This is a genomic window from Komagataeibacter xylinus (assembly GCF_004302915.1).
Lineage (GTDB): Bacteria > Pseudomonadota > Alphaproteobacteria > Acetobacterales > Acetobacteraceae > Komagataeibacter > Komagataeibacter xylinus_C.
The window spans coordinates 46,153-64,513 of the sequence record NZ_QQBI01000017.1 but is presented as its reverse complement, the minus strand read 5'-3'; the positions used below and the strand labels follow the sequence as shown (position 1 = coordinate 64,513).

Below are 18,361 nucleotides of genomic sequence, written 5' to 3'. Positions count from 1 at the left end.
AGATCGGGCTCCTGTGGGATGACTGAATTCTACAAAATAACCCAAAATTTCCTCAAGTGTGAGAAATTCGCGTCGAGTATAGGTGATCCTCCCCGTGCCTGAAACATGCACAGGCCCGAATTCTGGTGCGCCTGCGCAACGGGTGGCTTTTTTCCCTGCCGTTCAACCGCGCCAGAACGGGAAAAACAGGCCGATCCCCCCACCCGATCAAAAGAACTTGATCAGCCCGGTCCATGCGCCCTGGGCCCCGTAGCCCGGGCAACATCTTGACACCCCCTGCGTTAACCCGCCTGATGCCAGCGACAAGCAGGAGACCCCATGACAGCCACACAAACCGGACGCATTGCAGGCAAGGTTGCCATCATTACAGGTGCAGCAAGCGGCATTGGCCGCGCCACGGCGGAGCGTTTTGCCGCCGAAGGCGCGCAGCTTGCCCTGACCGACCTCAACACCGATGCACTCGATGAACTGACCAGCCAACTTGAGAAAAACGGCGTGGACGTGATCTCGGTGCCAGCCGACGTGACCAGCGAGGCCGACATTGCCCGCGTGGTGCATGAAACCATGAAGCATTTTGGCCGCATCGACATTCTCGTGGCCAATGCAGGCGTCATCCCCGAGGCCGATCTCGCCTCCGCCACGGCGGACCTGTGGGATCACACCATGGCGGTGGATGCGCGCGGCATGTTCCTGTGCTGCAAGCATGCCGCAGCCGAGATGGTCCATGCCGGACAGGGCGCGATCGTGTGCCTGTCCTCCATCTCCGCCTTTGCCGGGCAGAAAGGCCAGGCGGTGTACGGCCCGGCCAAATTCGTGGCGTCAGGCATCACCAAGCACCTCGCCATCGACCTTGCCGACAAGGGGGTGCGGGTCAATGCCGTGGCACCGGGCACCATCGATACGCCTGCGGTGGCGGGCATGGATGCGGAAGGTATTCGCAAGGTGGTCGAGATGCACCCGATGGGCCGCATGGGCAAGCCTGCGGAAATTGCCAGCGCCATCTTGTTCCTGGCCTCGGATGACGCCTCCTTCATTACAGGCGCGGTGCTGCCGGTTGATGGCGGCTATCTGGCGCAGTAAAGGACTGACTGAAAGTTTTCGGGTGTCGCCTTTTTTCAAAAAGGCGACGTCTTTTCGAAGCATTTTGAAAAACGCTTCACCAAAAACTTTTATCCCCAATCAGGCGATATGCAGTTCCACGTCATGAGCACGCAGCATGGCGCAGATCTGCTCTGATGGCTGCCGGTCGGTAAAAAAGCCATGCACATGCGAAAGGTGCCCGAGCCGCCCCATTGGCCTGCGGCCGAATTTGGTCTGGTCAGCCAGCAGGTAGACCCGCCTTGCATTGCGCATCATGGCCTGGGCCACGCTGATCTCATCGGCATCGAAATCAAGCAGCGTGCCGTCATCTTCGATGCCGCTGATGCCGATCACGGCAAAATCGGTGCGATACTGCTCGATGAAGGTGCTGGCGGTGGAGCCGGTAATGCCACCATCATAAAACCGCACCTGCCCCCCCGTCACGATCACCTGAAAATCGGTCTGGGCGGAAAGTGGGGTGGCCACATGCAGGTTGTTGGTAATGACCCGCAGCGCCTTGTGCCGCCGCAGGGCCTTGGCAAAGGCCTCGGTGGTGGTGCCGATGCTGACAAAAAGCGATGAATTGTCAGGGATCTGGCGGGCGGCAAGGTTGCCAATGGCTTCCTTGGCCCGCCGGTTGAGCACCTGCCGCTCGGAATAGGCGATATTCTCGACCGACGAGGCCAAGCCCGCCCCCCCATGATGCCGCGCCACCAACCCGCGACGGGCCAGGAGGTTGACATCACGGCGGATGGTCTGGACCGCAACATTCAGCCTCTGGGCCAGATCCTCGTTGGAGACATAGCCCTGGGTACGCACCAGCGCGGTAATTTCCCGGTGACGTTCTTCTGCTGACACGTTGCCTGTTACTCCCCCTTTACACGCGGCCTTATATTGCGCGCGCCACGCTGCGCCCCGTGGCCCCCAGATCGGCAAACGACTGCTCGAGCCGCGCCACGATGCCCTGCTCGCCCACGCGCAGCCACTTGCGCGGGTCATACAGCTTCTTGGTCGGCTTACCGGTGGAAGGCGCGATCTGGTGGCTGAAGGCTTCCGCGTGCTCGTGCACATAGCGGCCGATGCTGCTGGCAAAGGCGAACTGGATGTCGGTGTCGATGTTCATCTTGAACACGCCATAGGATACCGCCTCGGTAATCCTGGCCTGCTCCGAGCCCGAACCGCCGTGGAACACCAGCGCCAGCGGCTTCTCGCCCAGATTGGTGGCCTTGGCCACCACCGCCTGCGAGTTGCGCAGGATCTCGGGGCGCAGCTTGACATTGCCCGGCGCGTATACGCCATGCACGTTGCCAAACGAGGCCGCGATGGTCACGAACCCCAAAGGTGAAAGCGCCTCATACGCCTTGAGCACATCCTCGGGCTGGGTGTAGAGATGCGCGTTATCGGCGCCATCATCAAGGTCATGGCCAATGCCATCTTCCTCGCCGCCGGTCACCCCCAGCTCGATTTCAAGCCCGATGCCCAAGGGCGCCATGCGGCGCAGGAAGCGGGCGCATTCGGCAATGTTGTCTTCCAGCGGTTCAGCCGAAAGGTCGATCATGTGGGACGAGAACAGCGGGCGGCCGGTTTCCTTCACCGCCTCCTCGCTGGCATCGATCAGGCCGGAAATCCATGGCAGCAGCTTGCGGTCGGCATGGTCGGTATGCAGGATCACGCACACGCCGTAAGCAGCGGCCACGGTATGGACATGACGGGCCGCAGCCACCGCACCCAGCACACGGGCCTGTTCGGCATCTTTCATGCCTTCGCCCGCATAGAACCGCGCGCCACCGTTGGAAAGCTGGATGATGACATCCGCCCGGTTGCGGGCTGCCGCCTCGAGCACCGCATTGATGCTGTCGGTGCCCACCACGTTGACCGCCGGCAAGGCATAGCCCTCGTCGCGGCAGGTCTCGACAAGGCGGCGGTAATCCGCACCCGTCACCACGCCGGGGCGCAGCCCCAGGCGGCTCGAAGCGGGGTGTGCTGTATTGGTCATGTCGTTCCTCTATTGCCTGTTCTTGTTGTTATGCAATCGATGAAATACTGCTCACCAGGTCTTGGTCTGGTAATCGTGGTGGCCTTCCACAAACCGGATGGTGCCGGATTTGGAGCGCATGACCAGCGAATGCGTGACCGTGCGGACGCCGCTGCGGCGGATACCGTGGAGCAGGGCCCCGCCCGTCACCCCGGTTGCGGAGAACAGCACGTCACCGCGCGCCATGTCCTCCAGCGCCAGCTTGCGCGAGGGGTCGGCGCCGGGGTTCATCTTGCGCGCGCGCGCCACCTGGTCGTCATCTTCAAACAGGAGGCGGCCCTGCATCTGGCCATGCACGCAGCGCACGGCGGCGGCGGCCAGCACGCCCTCGGGCGCGCCGCCCGAGCCGACATAGATGTCGATCTCGCTGTCCTCGAGGCAGGCGGCGATGGCGGCGGCCACGTCGCCGTCGCTCAGCAGGGTCACGCGCGCACCGGCAGCACGCGCGCGGGCGATCAGCTCCTCATGGCGCTCACGGTCGAGCGTGCAGAGCATGAGGTCGGACACCGCGCATTTCTTGGCCTGCGCGAGCGACTTGAGGTTGGCCTCGATGGTGCTGTCGAGATCGACCACGCCTTCGGGCAGGTAGGGGCCGACCACGATCTTGTCCATGTAGATGTCGGGCGCGTGCAGGAAGTTGCCGCTTTCAGCCAGCGCCACCACGGTCAGTGCGTTGGGCAGGTTCTTGGCGCACAGGTTGGTGCCTTCAAGCGGGTCCACGGCAATATCCATGCCCGGTCCGCCCGAGCCGACCTTCTCGCCAATGAACAGCATCGGCGCTTCGTCCATCTCGCCTTCGCCGATCACCACGGTGCCATCAATGGCTACCGTATCGAACGCGCGCCGCATGGCTTCCACCGCTGCGCCATCGGCTTCGTTCTTGAGGCCACGACCGGTCCAGGCCGATGCGGCGACCGCAGCCGCCTCGGTTACGCGCACGAGTTCAAGGGCAAGATTGCGATCGGTAACCTGATAGGGATTATGCCGTGTGGTGGTCATGAAACACTCTTTTCCTGTTCGTCAGTAGTCTTGATTACGCAGCAACGGTGGAACTGAGCGTGCGGCGGACTGCCACATGCCATCCGGCTACCATAGTATCGCGCTGCGCCTTGTCCATCGTCGGGCGGAACAGATGCCCGCGTGTCCAGGTGCCTTCGAGTTCGGCGATGCTTTCCCACACCCCTGTCGCCAGCCCTGCCAGGAAGGCCGCTCCAAGCGCCGTGGTCTCGACCTGCCGGGGCCGCTCCACCGGGGTCTGGAGCATATCGGCCAGGAACTGGCAGAACCAGTCATTGACCGACATGCCGCCATCAACACGCAGTGCGTTGAGCTTGCCGCCGCCATCTTCATGCATGGCGTCCATCAGGTCCATGGTCTGGTAGGCGACCGATTCCAGCGCCGCGCGCGCAATGTGCGCCGCCGTGGCATCAAGCGTGAGGCCACAGATCAGGCCACGGGCGTCAGGGTCCCAGTGCGGCGCGCCAAGGCCCACGAAGCCGGGCACCATGTACACGCCGTGGCTGTGCGGTACGCGGGTGGCCATGTCATCGGTCTGGGAGGCATGGGTGATGAGGTTCAGCCCGTCACGCAGCCAGCGGATGGCTGCCCCCGCCACGAAAATCGAACCCTCGAGGGCATAGGTCGTCTCCGCCCCGATGCGGTAGGCGATGGTGGTGAGCATCCGGTTCTCGGACATGACGGGCGTGGTGCCGGTGTTGAGCAGCGCGAAGCAGCCCGTGCCGTAAGTGGCCTTGGCGGTGCCGGGGCGGAAGCACGCCTGCCCCACCATGGCGGCGTTCTGATCGCCTGCCATGCCGGCCACCTTGAGCGGCTCGCCAAACAGCTCGGGCGTTGTCTCGCCAAACACTTCGCTGTTGGTCTTCACTTCAGGCAGGATGGCGCGCGGCACCTTGAACAGGGCCAGCAATTCGTCATCCCACGCGCAGGTGTGGATGTTGAACAGGAGCGTGCGCGCGGCATTGGTGGTATCGGTGGCATGCACGCGGCCGCCGGTCAGCCGCCACAAAAGAAAGCTGTCGATGGTGCCGCAGGCCAGCTCGCCCTTCTCGGCGCGCGCGCGGGCACCTTCCACGTTATCAAGGATCCACGCGATCTTGGTGGCCGAGAAATAGGGGTCGAGCAGCAGGCCGGTGCGCTCGCGCACGAGGGGTTCAAGTCCTTCCTCATGCATGCGCGCGCAGATGGGCGTGGTGCGCCGGTCCTGCCAGACAATGGCGCGGTGGATGGGCCTGCCGGTCGCGCGGTCCCACACCACGATGGTTTCGCGCTGGTTGGTAATGCCGATGCCCGCGATCACGCCGGGGCCGCCCGCCTTCTCAATGGCCTCGCGCGCGGTGGAGAGAACGTTGGACCAGATTTCCTCCGGGTCATGCTCGACCCATCCCTGGCTGGGATAATGCTGGGCAAACTCGATGCGGGCGACCGAAATGGCCGTGATATCACGGTCGAACACGATGCTGCGGGTCGAGGTCGTTCCCTGGTCGATGGCGAGAATTCTGTTCTTCTTGTTCATTGTCTTCTCCTGCCCCAACAGGGCGGATGCGAGTTTGGGCCGCAGGCGTGTGACACCTGCGGCCTGACTGTTTTTATTTATGCGGAAGTGGGCGCCGTGCCCGGCTTGCGGGCCTTGAGGTAAGCCTCGAGGCGGGCCGTGTCCTCATCGGTCACATGCAGGCCAAGGCGGGAGCGACGCCACAGGATGTCCTGCGTGGTCTGCGCCCATTCGTTCGCGATCAGGTATTCCACCTCGCGCACGCTCAGGCCCGCGCCGAACAGTTCGCCCATGTCCTCCATGCTATGGGCATCGCCCACGATCTCGGTTGCCCGCGAGCCGTAATTGCGCACAAGCCGCCAGCTCAGGTCGGCGCCAAGGAACGGGGCCTGCGCACGCAGGCGGCCCAGCGCGCCCTCGAACCCGCCCTCGCCCAGGTCGCCGCCGGGCAGCACCTTGTCCGCCGTCCAGCCCGGTGCCGAGAGCACGGGCAGGAAGGGCTGGAGCTTCTCGATCGCATGCTCGGCCAGCCGGCGATAGGTGGTGATCTTGCCGCCGAAGATGGACAGCATGGGCGCCTGGTTGCCCTGCGTGTCGACATCGAGCACGTAATCACGCGTTACGGCAGAGGCGTTCTTGGCCGCGTCATCATAAAGCGGGCGCACGCCGGCGTAGCTCCACACCACATCAGCCGGCGTTACGGGCTTGGTGAAGTAGCGGCTCACGCTCTCGCACAGGTAGCTGATTTCCTCGGGCGAGATCTCGACATCGCCGGGGGCCTGCGTCCAGGGCACGTCGGTCGTGCCGATCAGGGTGAATTTCTGCTCGTAGGGAATGGCGAAGACGATGCGCTTGTCCGGGTTCTGCAGGATATAGGCCTGCGGCCCGTCAAACAGGCGCGGCACCACGATGTGGCTGCCCTTGACGAGGCGCACGTTCTTGGTCGATTCCACCTGCGCGCGCTCACGCAGTACTTCGCTCACCCACGGCCCACCGGCATTGACCAGCACGCGGGCGCGCACGGTGGTCTTGGTGCCATCGAGCATGTTCTCGATATCGACTTCCCACACGCCATTGACACGCCGGGCAGCAACCATGCGGGTGCGGGTGCGTATATCGGCGCCACGCGCCTTGGCATCCATGGCGTTGAGCACGACAAGGCGGCTGTCCTGCACCCAGCCATCGGAATAGGCGAAGCCGCGGGCGAGCTTGCCATTGAGCGGCTGGCCCGCCGATGACGTGCGGAAGTCGAGCGACTTGCACTTGGGCAGCGTCATGTTGGGTGCGAGGTGATCGTACAGGAACAGGCCAAGGCGCAGCATCCATGCCGGGCGCGCCTGCGGCGTGTAGGGCAGCACGAAGCGCATGGGCCAGATGATGTGGGGCGCGATGCGCAGCAGCTTCTCGCGCTCGATCAGCGCCTCGCGCACCAGACGGAATTCATAATATTCCAGATAGCGCAGGCCGCCATGGATCAGCTTGGTGCTGGCCGATGAGGTGTGGCTGGCCAGATCATCCTGCTCGACAAGCAGGACCGATGCGCCGCGCCCGGCGGCATCGCGCGCGATGCCCGTGCCGTTCACACCCCCGCCCACGACCAGCAGGTCGAGCAGGCCACCCGGTGCCGCGGTGGTGCGGAATGTTTCGTCCATGGACGCCATAGTCAATGTTCCTCCTGATACACATGTTCGTAACCGAACATTCTGATCGATTCAAGAGGGCACGCGCACATTTTTGCAGGGGGCATGTTTAAATAATTCCTTCTTTTCCAATGCATGATAGTGCCCGGCATTAGCCATAAATTCGCCATTCCGAGTAATTTATATGCCCTGGCGGTTTTTGTGCATGTGCGAAATCGCGCATCTCGTTCCGCAACCCCATCCCTCACCTTCCATCACCACCACAACATCACCTGCCCCCGAATCCGGAATGTTGGAGAAATTTCATGAAATATAATGAAATATATGGAAAAAGGAGACACGCTTACCCCACCGATCGTGCAGGCCCCTTCCCCGGCGGAGAATGTTCGTTTAAGAACATTCCAGCGCTGCAAACAGGCCACAAGGCCAACAGCCGTTTCCCATCGAATGATAATAAAAGAATAAAGTGGGTTAAAATGCTGAAAAACAGACAATTCCTGGGTGAACTCATATCAGAGTGCATTGCGGTCATGATCATCGTGCTGATCGGTGATTCGGTGGCTGCGATGTACGCGCTGTATGATCCCAGCCCGTACAAGCAGGCCTACTGGGGGGTGGCCATTGTGTGGGGGCTTGGGGTTACAATCGCCATCTACATTACCGGCAGCGTGTCGGGCACGCATGCCAACCCGGCCGTGTCGCTCGCACTGGCGCTGTACCGGGGTTTTTCGTGGCGCAAGGTGCCCGGCTACTGCGCGGCACAGGTGCTGGGCGGGGTGATCGGGGCAACACTGGTCTATACGCTGTACCAGCCCGTGATCGACCATTACAACGCGGCACATGGCCTTACCCGCGCCGCTGGCGGGGCGGCGGGCGTGTTCTTCACCCATCCGGGCGAGGGCATTACGCCGCTGCATGCTTTTGTTGATGAAATCATCCTGACCGGGCTGCTGGTCTTCGGCATCTTCGCCATAACGTGTGAATACAATACGGTGGCGCCCCAGGCCAATTCCGGCGCGCTGATCATCGGGCTGCTTGTGGCCAGCATTGGCGCCTCCTCGGGCTACCTCGAGGCATGGGCCATCAACCCCGCGCGTGACTTCGGGCCGCGACTGTTCTGCTTTGTGACGGGCTGGGGAGAGTCCGCCCTGCCCGGACCGGACCATTTCTGGTGGGTGCCCATTGCCGGGCCGCTGGTTGGCGGCGTGGTGGGCGCCGGGTGCTACCAGTTCCTCATCCGCCCGTTCATTCCGCGCAGCGCCACGCCATCCATCCCGCCCGCACCATAACCGCCTGTTCAACATTCCGGCCATGATCTGGTAAAATGTCCGGGCGCCGCCTTTATGTGATGGAGGCGGCGCCACCGGGGCTTTCCTGGAAAAGCCTGCGGCATCCTTTCAGGCGGGATCATGGACTGGGCGGCACAACAGCATCATTTCAGGTGGGATGGAACACTACGCGATATTTACATCGCCCCCACCACCATGGCTGACTGGCAGCGCGTGCTGGCCCGCCTGCGGCAGGAACCCGCCCTGCTGGAATACCGGCTTGATGGCACCCCCACTCCCCTGCCCGCGACCGTCAGTGACATGTTCGCCGCAGCCAAAAGCCATGCCGTGACCCTTGCATGCCACAAGGGCAAGGTAGTCCATGCCTGCCACTTCTTCAGCCCCGGGCAGATTGAATTCGATCTTGATCCGCGCAACGTGCAGTCAGGCCACGACCTGCTGGACCTGCGGCACTTCATGACCACCCTCGCCCGTGCATGTGGCAGAACGGTTCTCCTGACCCATGAAAACGCGCCCGAGCAGGTCATTGCCCGCGTACTGCCCACCGGGCAGATGCTCTGGCCCTGAGCAGGCACGCCCCGCGAGAACATTCTTACGCTTTGTAACACATTTTACCGTTGCCGTGCGGTTCCCTGCTTAATTTCACACGGGATTTCATATTTTCATAATGTTGATATGTTGTTTTATATAAACAGTGACAATACCAATAATCATCAGGATTTATGCTATAGCGGTGATAAAGAGGGTTGACAAAAGCAATAAAAAACCGTAGTCATTCCCTCATGCACCACCCCCCACCAATATGCAGTTGACTGCACCAGACGGCATACAACGCAACAAGGGGGAGGCGACAATTTCAAACGACATACTCAATTATTTCAAACGAAAATCTGTCATATCCCTTAACAGATCCAGAGTATTTATAGAAAATCTTGATTTCGCCGTAAGCCAGGCTTTAAGGGAAAAGGAAAGATTCAGTCGATACTTTGGTAATAATATTATAGCCTCACTTATTGTTCTGTCCCGCGTTCCCGATTACATGAATATTCTGCCACGCAACCAGGAAACTGGAATGTGTGACCCTGACCTGCAATCCGTACGCAATGCCATCTGTGATTACACGGACCAGTTCATCCGTGAATATCGGGCTGCCAACCCCGCCCCCGATGCAAGACCCGACCTGGCTGCCGGCAGCGATGCACAGCCATGCGCATCTCCCGGCACGGACTGCGATATTGACCTCTCGCGGCTGATTACCGCAATCGTTGACAGGCTGCATGAATGTCGGGTCAATCCTATCCTGCGTGAAAGCAATATGTATGTGCTTGACCACAAGGATGGCGGCATAAAAGCACAGAATACCACGGTCGCATGCCTGTATGCCAGAAACTATACCATGCTCTGCCACGTCATGGATGCACTCCTGACCTATTGTGACAGTAAGGACCGCTACCCTGTTGCGTGCCTGCGTGAACTGCACAAGACCATGCATATGAATGCCGACTATGATCATGATACGTACAAGGTCAACCTTGCCGACTGGGCGCTGGTCATCGAACGTGTCATGATTGGCCTGCACAGGACAAAGGAATACACCGCCTGTATTCAGGATGAAGACAGTGACGACCTTTCCATATTTAAAAATATGGTCAAGGCACTGGTTCTTTATTCACAACTCGGCGTCATGCCCTATGACAATACGGGCGAATATCCGCCTCCCAGGTTCGACATCGATGCAATAGGCATATGGTGCCTCAAGCTTGTCGAGGGTGTTGAACCGCTGGAGGATATGCCTTTTTACCAGGGATACATAGAAAAGTTCTCTTTTATCGACATGATTCATAAAAGAATGGCTTTTTACGATACGATGCTGCTTGAGGGGTATCACCGCGAGACGGAACGACCGGCCTTTATCCGTTCTTCCGAACCGGATTACACCATTCGTGATATCATCAGGGAGACAGCGCTCGCCGCCATCGCCTTTATTGGCCCGGAGGCTGACCGCAATCTCATCGAGCAGATCGATGAACCCTTCCTGCTTAAAATCATCCGCAATATTTTCTACCACCATGACTGCATCACTGCCGCGCACGACACCGGCCATGTGCTTGAAGCCCAATGCCTTGACAATATCTTTCACGAACAGTGCCTGAACAGCGAAAGTCTGGCCAAAGCAGCCCTGGCCCTGTTCAAGACGTTCCACACCCGGTCCGACAGGAGAAATTTATTTGGAGGAATGCATGTAATACCCACTTTCTTTGAGAATTTCATCGAATTCCAGAAAGCACTCGACCACCAGACCCATATCAGCAGAAAGGCCGTTGAAGACATCATGAAAGATCACGACAATAATGATGACCGCTCCCCTTTCCCCGACCTTGACCTGGTGGATAACGATGATTTCCTGAAAAACTACCTCTCCGATGAGTCGGACGAGGCTCTGCCCTCCTTTGGCGCATTCACCAGAACGCAAACAGAGCCCGAAACACTGCCCGCCCCATCACCCGCTGATGAATCATGCGTGACCGTTTTCCCCACACCCGTGCCGTCCGATCTCATCAGGAAGCATACAGGCCGCAAGGGCACCAATAACCGGATTGGGCTGTTTGCCGCACTGAACCAGCCCCTGCCCCTTGCCGAGCCCGGCACACTGGACATGGCGCCACTGGTCGCGCGCTTTCCGCATGCGGCGCATGCCATCAACGAAATGGTGCGGGTGTTCAATAGCAGGCAGCGCTTTGGCAAATTCATCCGCCCCCGGCCCATCATGCTGGCAGGCCCGTCAGGATGCGGCAAGACCAGCCTGGCACGCGGCTTTTTTGAACATATCGGCCTGCCGTTCGATACCAAGAACGTCGCCAGCATGCATGATACGTTTTACCTGACCGGCAACCACAAGGGTTTTTCCGAATCAGGGCCGTCGCAGGTCATCGAGCGCATTGCCCTGACCAAGTGCCCCAACATGGCGTTCATTCTTGATGAGGTGGACAAGGTCTCCAACAACCCCCAGCATGGTTTCCTGCAGGATGCGCTGCTGGCCGTGGCGGACAAGAAAGAGGCGGAACATTTCCGCGATTTCTGGCTGGATCTGGATGCCGACCTGTCCTGGCTTTCCTGGGTGTTCACCGTCAATGACCTTGACAGGGTCAGCCCGGCGCTGCGCTCGCGCTGCACCATCATAGCGCTCGAGGCCCCGAAGCCCGAGCACATGCCCGCCATCGCCGCGAACCTGATGCGCGAAATCGAAGCCGAGCGCGGCCTGTGCCCCGGCTGGTACCATCTCTCCACCCTTGACCTGCGCGCGCTGGCCGAAGTCTTTCAGGGCGACCTGCGCACCTTCAAGCGCTATGTGGAAGCCGTGGCCGACAATCAGGAAGACAACATGGCCCGCGCCTGAGCCACGCCGCCCCGCCCGCCATAGCGGAGCGTGCCAGCACTGCAGTTGCGCTTCATAACGCGCGTGTCGTGCTAGCGCTGCACCACGGTGCGGATGGCGAAATTGCTCTGTATGCGGGCCACGCCCGGCATGCGCGAGAGTTCTTCCTTATGGATGCGCTCGTAATCAGCCGCATCACGCGCCTCGACGCGCACGAGGTAATCGGCGTCGCCCGTCATCAGGTAGCATTCGCGCACATCGGCGCATTCGCGCACGCGCGCCTCAAAGCGGCGCAGGCATTCCTCCGTCTGCCGCTCCAGCGTGATCTGCACGATGACGGTGGTCATGCCATGCACCGAGCGCTCGTCCACCAGGGCGCGATAACCACGTATCACCCCTTCTTTTTCCAGCATCCGCACACGGCGCAGGCAGGCCGAGGGCGACAGCCCCACCCTTTGGGCAAGGTCCGCATTGCTCATGCGGCCATCATGGCGGAGGTGGCGCAGGATGGCATCTGTCAGCCGATCGAAGGGCATGGTGAATTTTCCGCTTATTTTCGTATATAATTGCGCGCAGGCACGCATTAATCGCATGATCATGCACAAAACGACAGGACATTTTGTTACCATACACATACGATCAGTCACGTTCCGCCCGATGGAGTAAGCGCCCCATGCCTGACCTGCCCTTCCCCCAGCCCATGGCTTCAGGCTGGTCCTTTCCCGGTGCTGGCGCCGCGCTGGAAATCGATCTGGATGCCATCGCCGCCAATTACCGCCTGCTCGATGCCCGCACGGGCGCTGCCACCTGTGCCGCCGTGGTCAAGGCCGATGCCTATGGCCTGGGCGCTGACAGGGTTGCCCCCGTGCTGGAACAGGCCGGGGCGCGGGTTTTCTTCGTAGCCCATCTGGAAGAAGGCATCCGCCTGCGCCCGCATGTCTCGCCGGCGGCGCGGATTTTTGTGCTGCACGGCCCCATGCCCGGCACCGAGGCGCTGTTCACCCACCACGCCCTGCTGCCCGTGCTCAACAGCATGGAGCAGGTAGCCCGCTGGCGCGCCCATGCGGCTCTGGCGCACAGAGCGCTGCCCGCCGCCGTGCAGGTTGACACCGGCATGTCGCGCTTTGGCCTGTCGGAGGCGGATGTGGCGACCCTGGCCCAGACCCCTGCCCTGCTTGATGGCATCGACACGAAGCTGGTCATGAGCCACCTCGCCTGCGCCGACACGCCCGAGAACCCGGCCAACGCCATGCAGCGCGACCGGATGCGCGCCATGGCGGCCCGGCTGCCTGCGGCCCCGTGGGCGCTTTCGGCCTCATCGGGCATCTTCCTCGGGCCGGACTACCATTTCAACCTCGTGCGCCCCGGCGCGGCGCTTTATGGCCTCGCCCCCAATGCACAGGCGCCCAACCCGCTGCGCCCCACGGTCAGGCTGCGCGCGCGCATCGTGCAGCGCCGCGCCATTACCGCGGGCGATGGCGTGGGCTACGGCCTGACATGGCGCGCGCCAGGCCCCCGGCGCATTGCAACGCTGGGCATTGGCTATGCCGATGGCTTCCTGCGCAGCGGGGCAAATGGCGGCGGCTGCGCGTGGCTTGGTGACTACAGGCTGCCCATCCTGGGGCGCATCTCCATGGATTCCACCACGGTGGATGTCAATGACGTGCCCGAAAGCGTGCTTGATGCCGCAACGCATGTGGACATGATCGGCCCGCGCCGCAGCGTGGACGACGTGGCCCACGGCGCAGGCACCATCGGCTACGAAGTGCTGACCGCACTGGGTTCGCGTTTCCATCGCACATATCGGCACCCTGTCGCGTGCGATGCTTCTCCCCGCCAGAATAAGGCCTCCGTGTAATGAAAATCATCGTACTGGGTAGTGGTGTCGTTGGCGTGACATCGGCATGGTATCTCGCGCAGGCGGGCCATGAGGTCACGGTTGTGGACCGGCAGCCCCAGGCCGGGCTTGAAACCAGCTTCGCCAACGCGGGGCAGGTCTCGCCGGGCTATTCCTCGCCATGGGCCGGGCCGGGCGTGCCGCTCAAGTCCATCAAGTGGCTGCTGATGAAGTATCGCCCCTTCGTGTTCTGGCCCATGCCCGACCCGCATCTGTGGAAATGGCTGGTGCAGATGCTCGAGAACTGCACCGCAGCCGCTTACGACCGCAACAAGGGCCGCATGGTGCGCATTGCGGAATACAGCCGCGACATGATGATGGACCTGCGCGCCACCACCGCCATCACCTATGATGACCGCCAGCAGGGCACGCTGCAGGTATTCCGCACGCAAAAGCAGCTTGACGGCATTGCGGGCGACATCCGCGTGCTCGAACAGTATAACGTGCCCTATCAGGTGCTCACGCGTGAAGGTTGCGTCGAGGCCGAGCCGGGGCTGGCCGCATCGGCGCATAAATTCGTGGGCGGCCTGCGCCTGCCGGGCGACGAGACGGGCGATGCCTTCCTGTTCACCCAGCGCCTCGCGGCCAAGGCGGCGGAAGCGGGTGTCACCTTCCATTACGATACCCGCATCCGCACCATGACATCCGATGGCGGCCGCATTACCGGCATCGAGACCAGCCGGGGCCGGATGGTGGCGGATTCCTATGTCCTGTCGCTCGGCAGCTATTCGCCCGCCATGGTGCGCCGCCTTGGCCTTGACCTGCCGATCTACCCGGTCAAGGGCTACTCGCTCACCGCCGATATCGTGAACGAACAGCGCGCCCCGGTCTCGACCATCATGGATGAAACCTTCAAGATCGGCATCACCCGCCTTGGCAGCCGCATCCGCATTGGCGGCACGGCGGAGCTCGCAGGCTTCAGCACCAAGCTGCGCGCGCCGCGCCGCGAAACGCTGGAGCATTCGGTGAACGACCTCTTCCCCGGCGGCGGCAACATCCCCGCCGCCAAATTCTGGACCGGCCTGCGCCCCATGACGCCCGATGGCACCCCCATCATCGGCCGCACCAAATACGACAACCTCTTCCTCAACACCGGCCACGGCACGCTGGGCTGGACCATGGCCTGCGGCTCGGGCAAGGTCCTGGCCGATATCATGTCTGGTCGCATGCCTGACATCCCGCATGAGGATCTGGGCATCGTGCGCTACGGGCAGTAACGCCTTACGGGCCTGCCGGGGGCGTAAACCCCTCAGGCAGGCCGTTACCGCGTTCACGCACCACGCGATAGACCGTGTTGCGCAGCCAGCGATGCACCGGGTCGCCATCGCGCCTGGGGTGCCAGGCCTGGAAGGAATGCACCGTGGGCAGGGCGAAGGGAAATTCGAATTCGGCCAGGTGCATCGAGCGGATGGGCAGGTAATCGATGGCGATGCCCGGCAGCGGCAGGATCATGTCGGTCATGCGCAGGGTCTCGACCATGGCGTAATAAGTTGGCACCACCATCACCACGCGGCGGCGCAGGCCGAACTGCTCCTTGAGCACCGTATCGATCGGCCCATGCAGCCTGCCTCGGCGCGACACGCTGATATGCTCGTACCGCGCGATTGAGTCCGGCGTGATCCCTTCGGCAAGAATGGGGTGATCGGCCCGTACGAGGGCACGGAACGCGGTGGGGAAAATGCTCTGGCGGCGTATTTCGGGCCGCATGTCATCCGATGCGCCCAGATACAGGTCGATATGGCCTTCGCGCAGGTCGTTGCTGGGTTCATCATCCGTTTCGGGTACGAAGGTCAGGGTGCAGCCGGGGCAGTCATGGCGCAGGGCGGCAAGAATGGCCGCGCCGAAGGCACCCACGATCAGGTCATTGGCGCGCAGCATGAAATGTGGCGACAGGCTGGCAATATCGGGGGTGTCCTGCTCCTCGAGCAATGAGTCGGCGCCATCGACAATGGCGCGCAGCCGCTCGCGCAGGCCAAGCGCAAAGGTGGTGACCACCATGCGCCGCCCCGATGCCACCAGGATCGGGTCATTGAACACCACGCGCAGCTTGGCGAGGCTGCGGCTCATGGCGGCCTCGCTCATCTGCAGCCTGCGCGCCGCGTGCGACACGCCTTCCTCCTCGATCAGGGCCTGAAGGCTGCGGAGCAGGTCGAGATCATAGCGTTTTCTCATGCTCCGTGCGTCTCCCCCTGGCCAGACCGGACCGGCTGCGTTGCGATTATCCTAAAAAACCGGATTTGACCAATCCGCAGTCCTATTAAAATCAGTAAAAAGTTTTTGGTGTCATTCCACTCCAGCTTCCATCGCGCTCAGGCAGGCCGTGGCCGTGCGGGCAATGCCATCAAGGCAGGCCAGCACCTCAAGCAGCCGGCCATTGCCGGGGTCGGCTTTTTCCAGCCGGGCCAGCCGCCTGCGCGCCGCCCGCACCACGGCCACCCCGCGCGGGCTGATGGGCCGGTAGCGCACCAGCGCGCGCAGCAGGGTGGTGATGATGTCGGTTGCGCTGTCGCGCCGCTGGCGCTTGAGCCCACGCAGCAGCAGGATGTTCAGCCCCACGGAGGAGAACATGAGCATGAGCCGGATGCCGCCACCCGCCGTATGGTCGCCCGCCTGCGCCGCGTGGCGCACCATGCGCCCGATCCGGTCAACACTCGTGCCGATCCACCACTGGGGCGAAGGCGGCAGCGGCACGAGGCACAGCCGCCGCAACTCGCCGCGCATATGCGCGCCAAAACGCAGCCGCTCGGCCCGCGCCCTGAAGGGCAGCACGAGGCGGAACACCAGCACGCTCAGCCCGACGGCCAGCACCGTGTGCAGCGCGTTGTTGAGGAAGGCGATCTCATCCACCCGGCTCTGGTTGCCAGTCATGAGCAGGTTGGGCATGAGCAGCCCGTAGGCCGCCGCCGCCCCTGCCGTGCCCCGGTTACACTTGGCCAGCCCGCCCACGAACAGGAAGAGGCCGAGCACGAAGGCCAGTTCCTCGTAATTACTCAGATACGGGATCAGCCACAGGCTCAGGCACCCCGCTGCCACGGCGGACCACACCGCCCCAGACAGGAAGCGCGTGGTGGCCACCACCGGGTTCTCGCGCGTGGCGAACAGCCCGCACACCAGCGTGGTGATGGCGATGAACCCCATGCCACCGGGCCACGCCGTGCATTCATAGACAAGGGCGGCGAGCATGATGGCCGCGGCTCCCCGCAACCCGTTATGGAACGCTAGGCGGATATCACGATGCCCGCCAAGGTGAAAGCGGAAGCGGTCATGCGGCGGCGGGCTGAAAATGGCATGGGCGTGGTCAAGCGCGGTCTGTAAATCCTCCATGGTGGCGGCCAGCACGCCGTGGGTTACGCGCGCCATCTCATGCGCGCCCCGCGCGGCGCGCTGCTCAAACAGGGCATGCAGATGCGTGACCTGCGCGCACAGATCATCCAGCGCGCCGGCTTCAAGGCGGCAGGCGGCCAGCCGGTCGCACAGATGCAGCAATTGCCCGCGCGTATCGGCCAGCGCCGCGTCATCAGCCAGCATGGCCCGCTCCGTGCCGCCAGACAGGCCGACAAGGCGGGTGACAAGGATTGAAACCTCGGCCAGCACCGCGCGGGCATGATCGCCCGCATGCACCTGCCGCCCCATCTCGATGGCCGGGAACTCCAGCCCCTGATGCACCGATACCAGCATGTCGGAAAACTCACCGGCATGGACCAGCGTGTCACGCTCATGCAGCACGATCTCGCGCAGCAGGCCACCGAGCCGGTGCAGCACGTCTTCCACCTGCCCCACCATGGTGGCCTGCGCGCGCGTGGCCAGGTTGAAGGTGAACAGCACCCCCATCGCCGCCTCGCACACCACGCCCAGCACAATATAGCTGGCACGCGACATGGCGATGAAAAACACGTTATCGGGCTCGGATGCCGCCGCCACCGCAATGATCGAGCACGTATAGCCTGACAGCACGAACGCATAGGAGCGGAAGTTGAGGCAGAACGTGGCCAGAAAGCTGCACAGGCCGATCCACGTCGCAACGGCAGGGAAAAACAGCCATGACTGCTGCGGAAAGGCCCCGATGAACACCACGGCCGCCACCGCGCCGACCAGCGTGCCCACGATGCGCCACCGCGCCTTGGACATGCTCTCCCCACGCCGCACCTGGGCTACCGACCACACGGTGGCCACCGCCCATTGCGGGCTGTCGAGTTCCATCCACAGCGCAATGGCAAGGGCTATGAGCGAGGCCGCCGTATTGCGCAGCGCAAAGCCCACGGCCTGTGGCGTGGGGCAGACCAGCCAGCGCAGCCAGTCCACCCCGAGTGGCCAGCGCAGGCGTGCGGCGGGGCCGGGTATGAAGCGCGCGCCATTCATCCAGCCCTACCCCGGCCGGGCTGCTCGCAGCCCCTCCCAGCGCGGACCGTTTGGGTGCGCATGCACGGCAACCTCAGAACGCGGCTCCCCAACCGGTCGGGGCCGGGGAGCATGGCGCGCGCCCGTGCGGCAACGCCATGGGCTGCATGATCTTTATGAAAAACCTGTCCGCG

The 18,361-nt window shown here is 62.4% G+C and carries 14 protein-coding genes; 6 read left to right on the top strand and 8 right to left on the bottom strand.

Features of this window, described 5'->3' with window-relative positions:
* The first annotated feature begins 318 nt into the window (after positions 1 to 318).
* Complete coding sequence (locus DV027_RS10835) at positions 319 to 1,080, top strand: SDR family NAD(P)-dependent oxidoreductase (protein ID WP_061271895.1); 762 nt, start codon at positions 319 to 321, stop codon at positions 1,078 to 1,080.
* A 99-nt stretch (positions 1,081 to 1,179) separates the two neighbouring features.
* On the opposite strand, the gene DV027_RS10830 is transcribed toward DV027_RS10835, so the two are convergent.
* The 5 genes from DV027_RS10830 to glpD all read right to left on the bottom strand — a co-directional run bounded on the left by DV027_RS10830 (position 1,180) and on the right by glpD (position 7,288).
* Positions 1,180 to 1,938, bottom strand: coding sequence for a DeoR/GlpR family DNA-binding transcription regulator (locus tag DV027_RS10830; RefSeq protein WP_130731813.1), 759 nt, complete (start codon positions 1,936 to 1,938; stop codon positions 1,180 to 1,182).
* A gap of 31 nt (positions 1,939 to 1,969) precedes the next feature.
* Entirely contained in the window at positions 1,970 to 3,076 is a 1,107-nt protein-coding gene (gene fbaA / locus DV027_RS10825) for a class II fructose-bisphosphate aldolase (protein WP_130731812.1), read from the bottom strand.
* A gap of 51 nt (positions 3,077 to 3,127) precedes the next feature.
* Complete coding sequence (gene glpX, locus DV027_RS10820) at positions 3,128 to 4,114, bottom strand: class II fructose-bisphosphatase (RefSeq protein WP_130731811.1); 987 nt, start codon at positions 4,112 to 4,114, stop codon at positions 3,128 to 3,130.
* 34 nt (positions 4,115 to 4,148) lie between these two features.
* The gene (gene glpK / locus DV027_RS10815; protein ID WP_130731810.1) at positions 4,149 to 5,648 is read right to left on the bottom strand and encodes a glycerol kinase GlpK; all 1,500 of its coding nucleotides are present in this window, start codon (positions 5,646 to 5,648) and stop codon (positions 4,149 to 4,151) included.
* 77 nt (positions 5,649 to 5,725) lie between these two features.
* Positions 5,726 to 7,288 carry a glycerol-3-phosphate dehydrogenase gene (glpD, locus tag DV027_RS10810; protein WP_130731809.1) on the bottom strand — a complete coding sequence of 521 codons (1,563 nt, stop codon included), beginning with the start codon at positions 7,286 to 7,288 and terminating at the stop codon, positions 5,726 to 5,728.
* A 455-nt stretch (positions 7,289 to 7,743) separates the two neighbouring features.
* On the opposite strand from glpD, the gene DV027_RS10805 reads away from it, so the two are divergent.
* The 3 genes from DV027_RS10805 to DV027_RS10795 all read left to right on the top strand — a co-directional run bounded on the left by DV027_RS10805 (position 7,744) and on the right by DV027_RS10795 (position 11,953).
* Positions 7,744 to 8,556 carry an MIP/aquaporin family protein gene (locus DV027_RS10805; RefSeq protein WP_130731808.1) on the top strand — a complete coding sequence of 271 codons (813 nt, stop codon included), beginning with the start codon at positions 7,744 to 7,746 and terminating at the stop codon, positions 8,554 to 8,556.
* A gap of 120 nt (positions 8,557 to 8,676) precedes the next feature.
* Positions 8,677 to 9,123: a hypothetical protein gene (locus tag DV027_RS10800; protein WP_130731807.1), complete on the top strand. Its 447-nt coding sequence runs from the start codon at positions 8,677 to 8,679 to the stop codon at positions 9,121 to 9,123.
* Positions 9,124 to 9,628: 505 nt separating this feature from the next.
* Positions 9,629 to 11,953 (top strand): AAA family ATPase, encoded by a 2,325-nt coding sequence (locus tag DV027_RS10795; protein WP_165399173.1) that lies wholly within the window; start codon positions 9,629 to 9,631, stop codon positions 11,951 to 11,953.
* A gap of 71 nt (positions 11,954 to 12,024) precedes the next feature.
* On the opposite strand, the gene DV027_RS10790 is transcribed toward DV027_RS10795, so the two are convergent.
* On the bottom strand, positions 12,025 to 12,468 hold the full coding sequence (locus DV027_RS10790; protein ID WP_130731805.1) for an Lrp/AsnC family transcriptional regulator: 444 nt from the start codon (positions 12,466 to 12,468) through the stop codon (positions 12,025 to 12,027).
* A 137-nt stretch (positions 12,469 to 12,605) separates the two neighbouring features.
* On the opposite strand from DV027_RS10790, the gene alr reads away from it, so the two are divergent.
* Together alr and DV027_RS10780 are read left to right on the top strand one after the other, a co-directional pair.
* Positions 12,606 to 13,790: an alanine racemase gene (alr, locus tag DV027_RS10785; protein WP_130731804.1), complete on the top strand. Its 1,185-nt coding sequence runs from the start codon at positions 12,606 to 12,608 to the stop codon at positions 13,788 to 13,790.
* Positions 13,790 to 15,046, top strand: a complete 1,257-nt coding sequence (locus tag DV027_RS10780) for a D-amino acid dehydrogenase (RefSeq protein ID WP_130731803.1) — start codon at positions 13,790 to 13,792, stop codon at positions 15,044 to 15,046. Before alr ends, DV027_RS10780 begins: the two co-directional genes overlap by 1 nt.
* A gap of 4 nt (positions 15,047 to 15,050) precedes the next feature.
* Here the strand turns inward: DV027_RS10780 and DV027_RS10775 are convergent, their stop codons facing one another.
* Positions 15,051 to 16,001 (bottom strand): LysR family transcriptional regulator, encoded by a 951-nt coding sequence (locus DV027_RS10775; RefSeq protein WP_130731802.1) that lies wholly within the window; start codon positions 15,999 to 16,001, stop codon positions 15,051 to 15,053.
* 111 nt (positions 16,002 to 16,112) lie between these two features.
* Positions 16,113 to 18,188 carry an FUSC family protein gene (locus DV027_RS10770; RefSeq protein WP_130731801.1) on the bottom strand — a complete coding sequence of 692 codons (2,076 nt, stop codon included), beginning with the start codon at positions 18,186 to 18,188 and terminating at the stop codon, positions 16,113 to 16,115.
* Between the last annotated feature and the right edge of the window lie 173 nt (positions 18,189 to 18,361).

Bases quoted from the DNA above. Each gene is read 5' to 3' on its own strand.
- DV027_RS10835 (WP_061271895.1), top strand. From the start codon at position 319: ATGACAGCCACACAAACCGGACGCATTGCAGGCAAGGTTGCCATCATT.
- fbaA (WP_130731812.1), bottom strand. From the start codon at position 3,076: ATGACCAATACAGCACACCCCGCTTCGAGCCGCCTGGGGCTGCGCCCC.
- glpX (WP_130731811.1), bottom strand. From the start codon at position 4,114: ATGACCACCACACGGCATAATCCCTATCAGGTTACCGATCGCAATCTT.
- glpK (WP_130731810.1), bottom strand. From the start codon at position 5,648: ATGAACAAGAAGAACAGAATTCTCGCCATCGACCAGGGAACGACCTCG.
- glpD (WP_130731809.1), bottom strand. From the start codon at position 7,288: ATGGCGTCCATGGACGAAACATTCCGCACCACCGCGGCACCGGGTGGC.
- DV027_RS10805 (WP_130731808.1), top strand. From the start codon at position 7,744: ATGCTGAAAAACAGACAATTCCTGGGTGAACTCATATCAGAGTGCATT.
- DV027_RS10800 (WP_130731807.1), top strand. From the start codon at position 8,677: ATGGACTGGGCGGCACAACAGCATCATTTCAGGTGGGATGGAACACTA.
- DV027_RS10795 (WP_165399173.1), top strand. From the start codon at position 9,629: ATGTGTGACCCTGACCTGCAATCCGTACGCAATGCCATCTGTGATTAC.
- DV027_RS10790 (WP_130731805.1), bottom strand. From the start codon at position 12,468: ATGCCCTTCGATCGGCTGACAGATGCCATCCTGCGCCACCTCCGCCAT.
- alr (WP_130731804.1), top strand. From the start codon at position 12,606: ATGCCTGACCTGCCCTTCCCCCAGCCCATGGCTTCAGGCTGGTCCTTT.
- DV027_RS10780 (WP_130731803.1), top strand. From the start codon at position 13,790: ATGAAAATCATCGTACTGGGTAGTGGTGTCGTTGGCGTGACATCGGCA.
- DV027_RS10775 (WP_130731802.1), bottom strand. From the start codon at position 16,001: ATGAGAAAACGCTATGATCTCGACCTGCTCCGCAGCCTTCAGGCCCTG.
- DV027_RS10770 (WP_130731801.1), bottom strand. From the start codon at position 18,188: ATGAATGGCGCGCGCTTCATACCCGGCCCCGCCGCACGCCTGCGCTGG.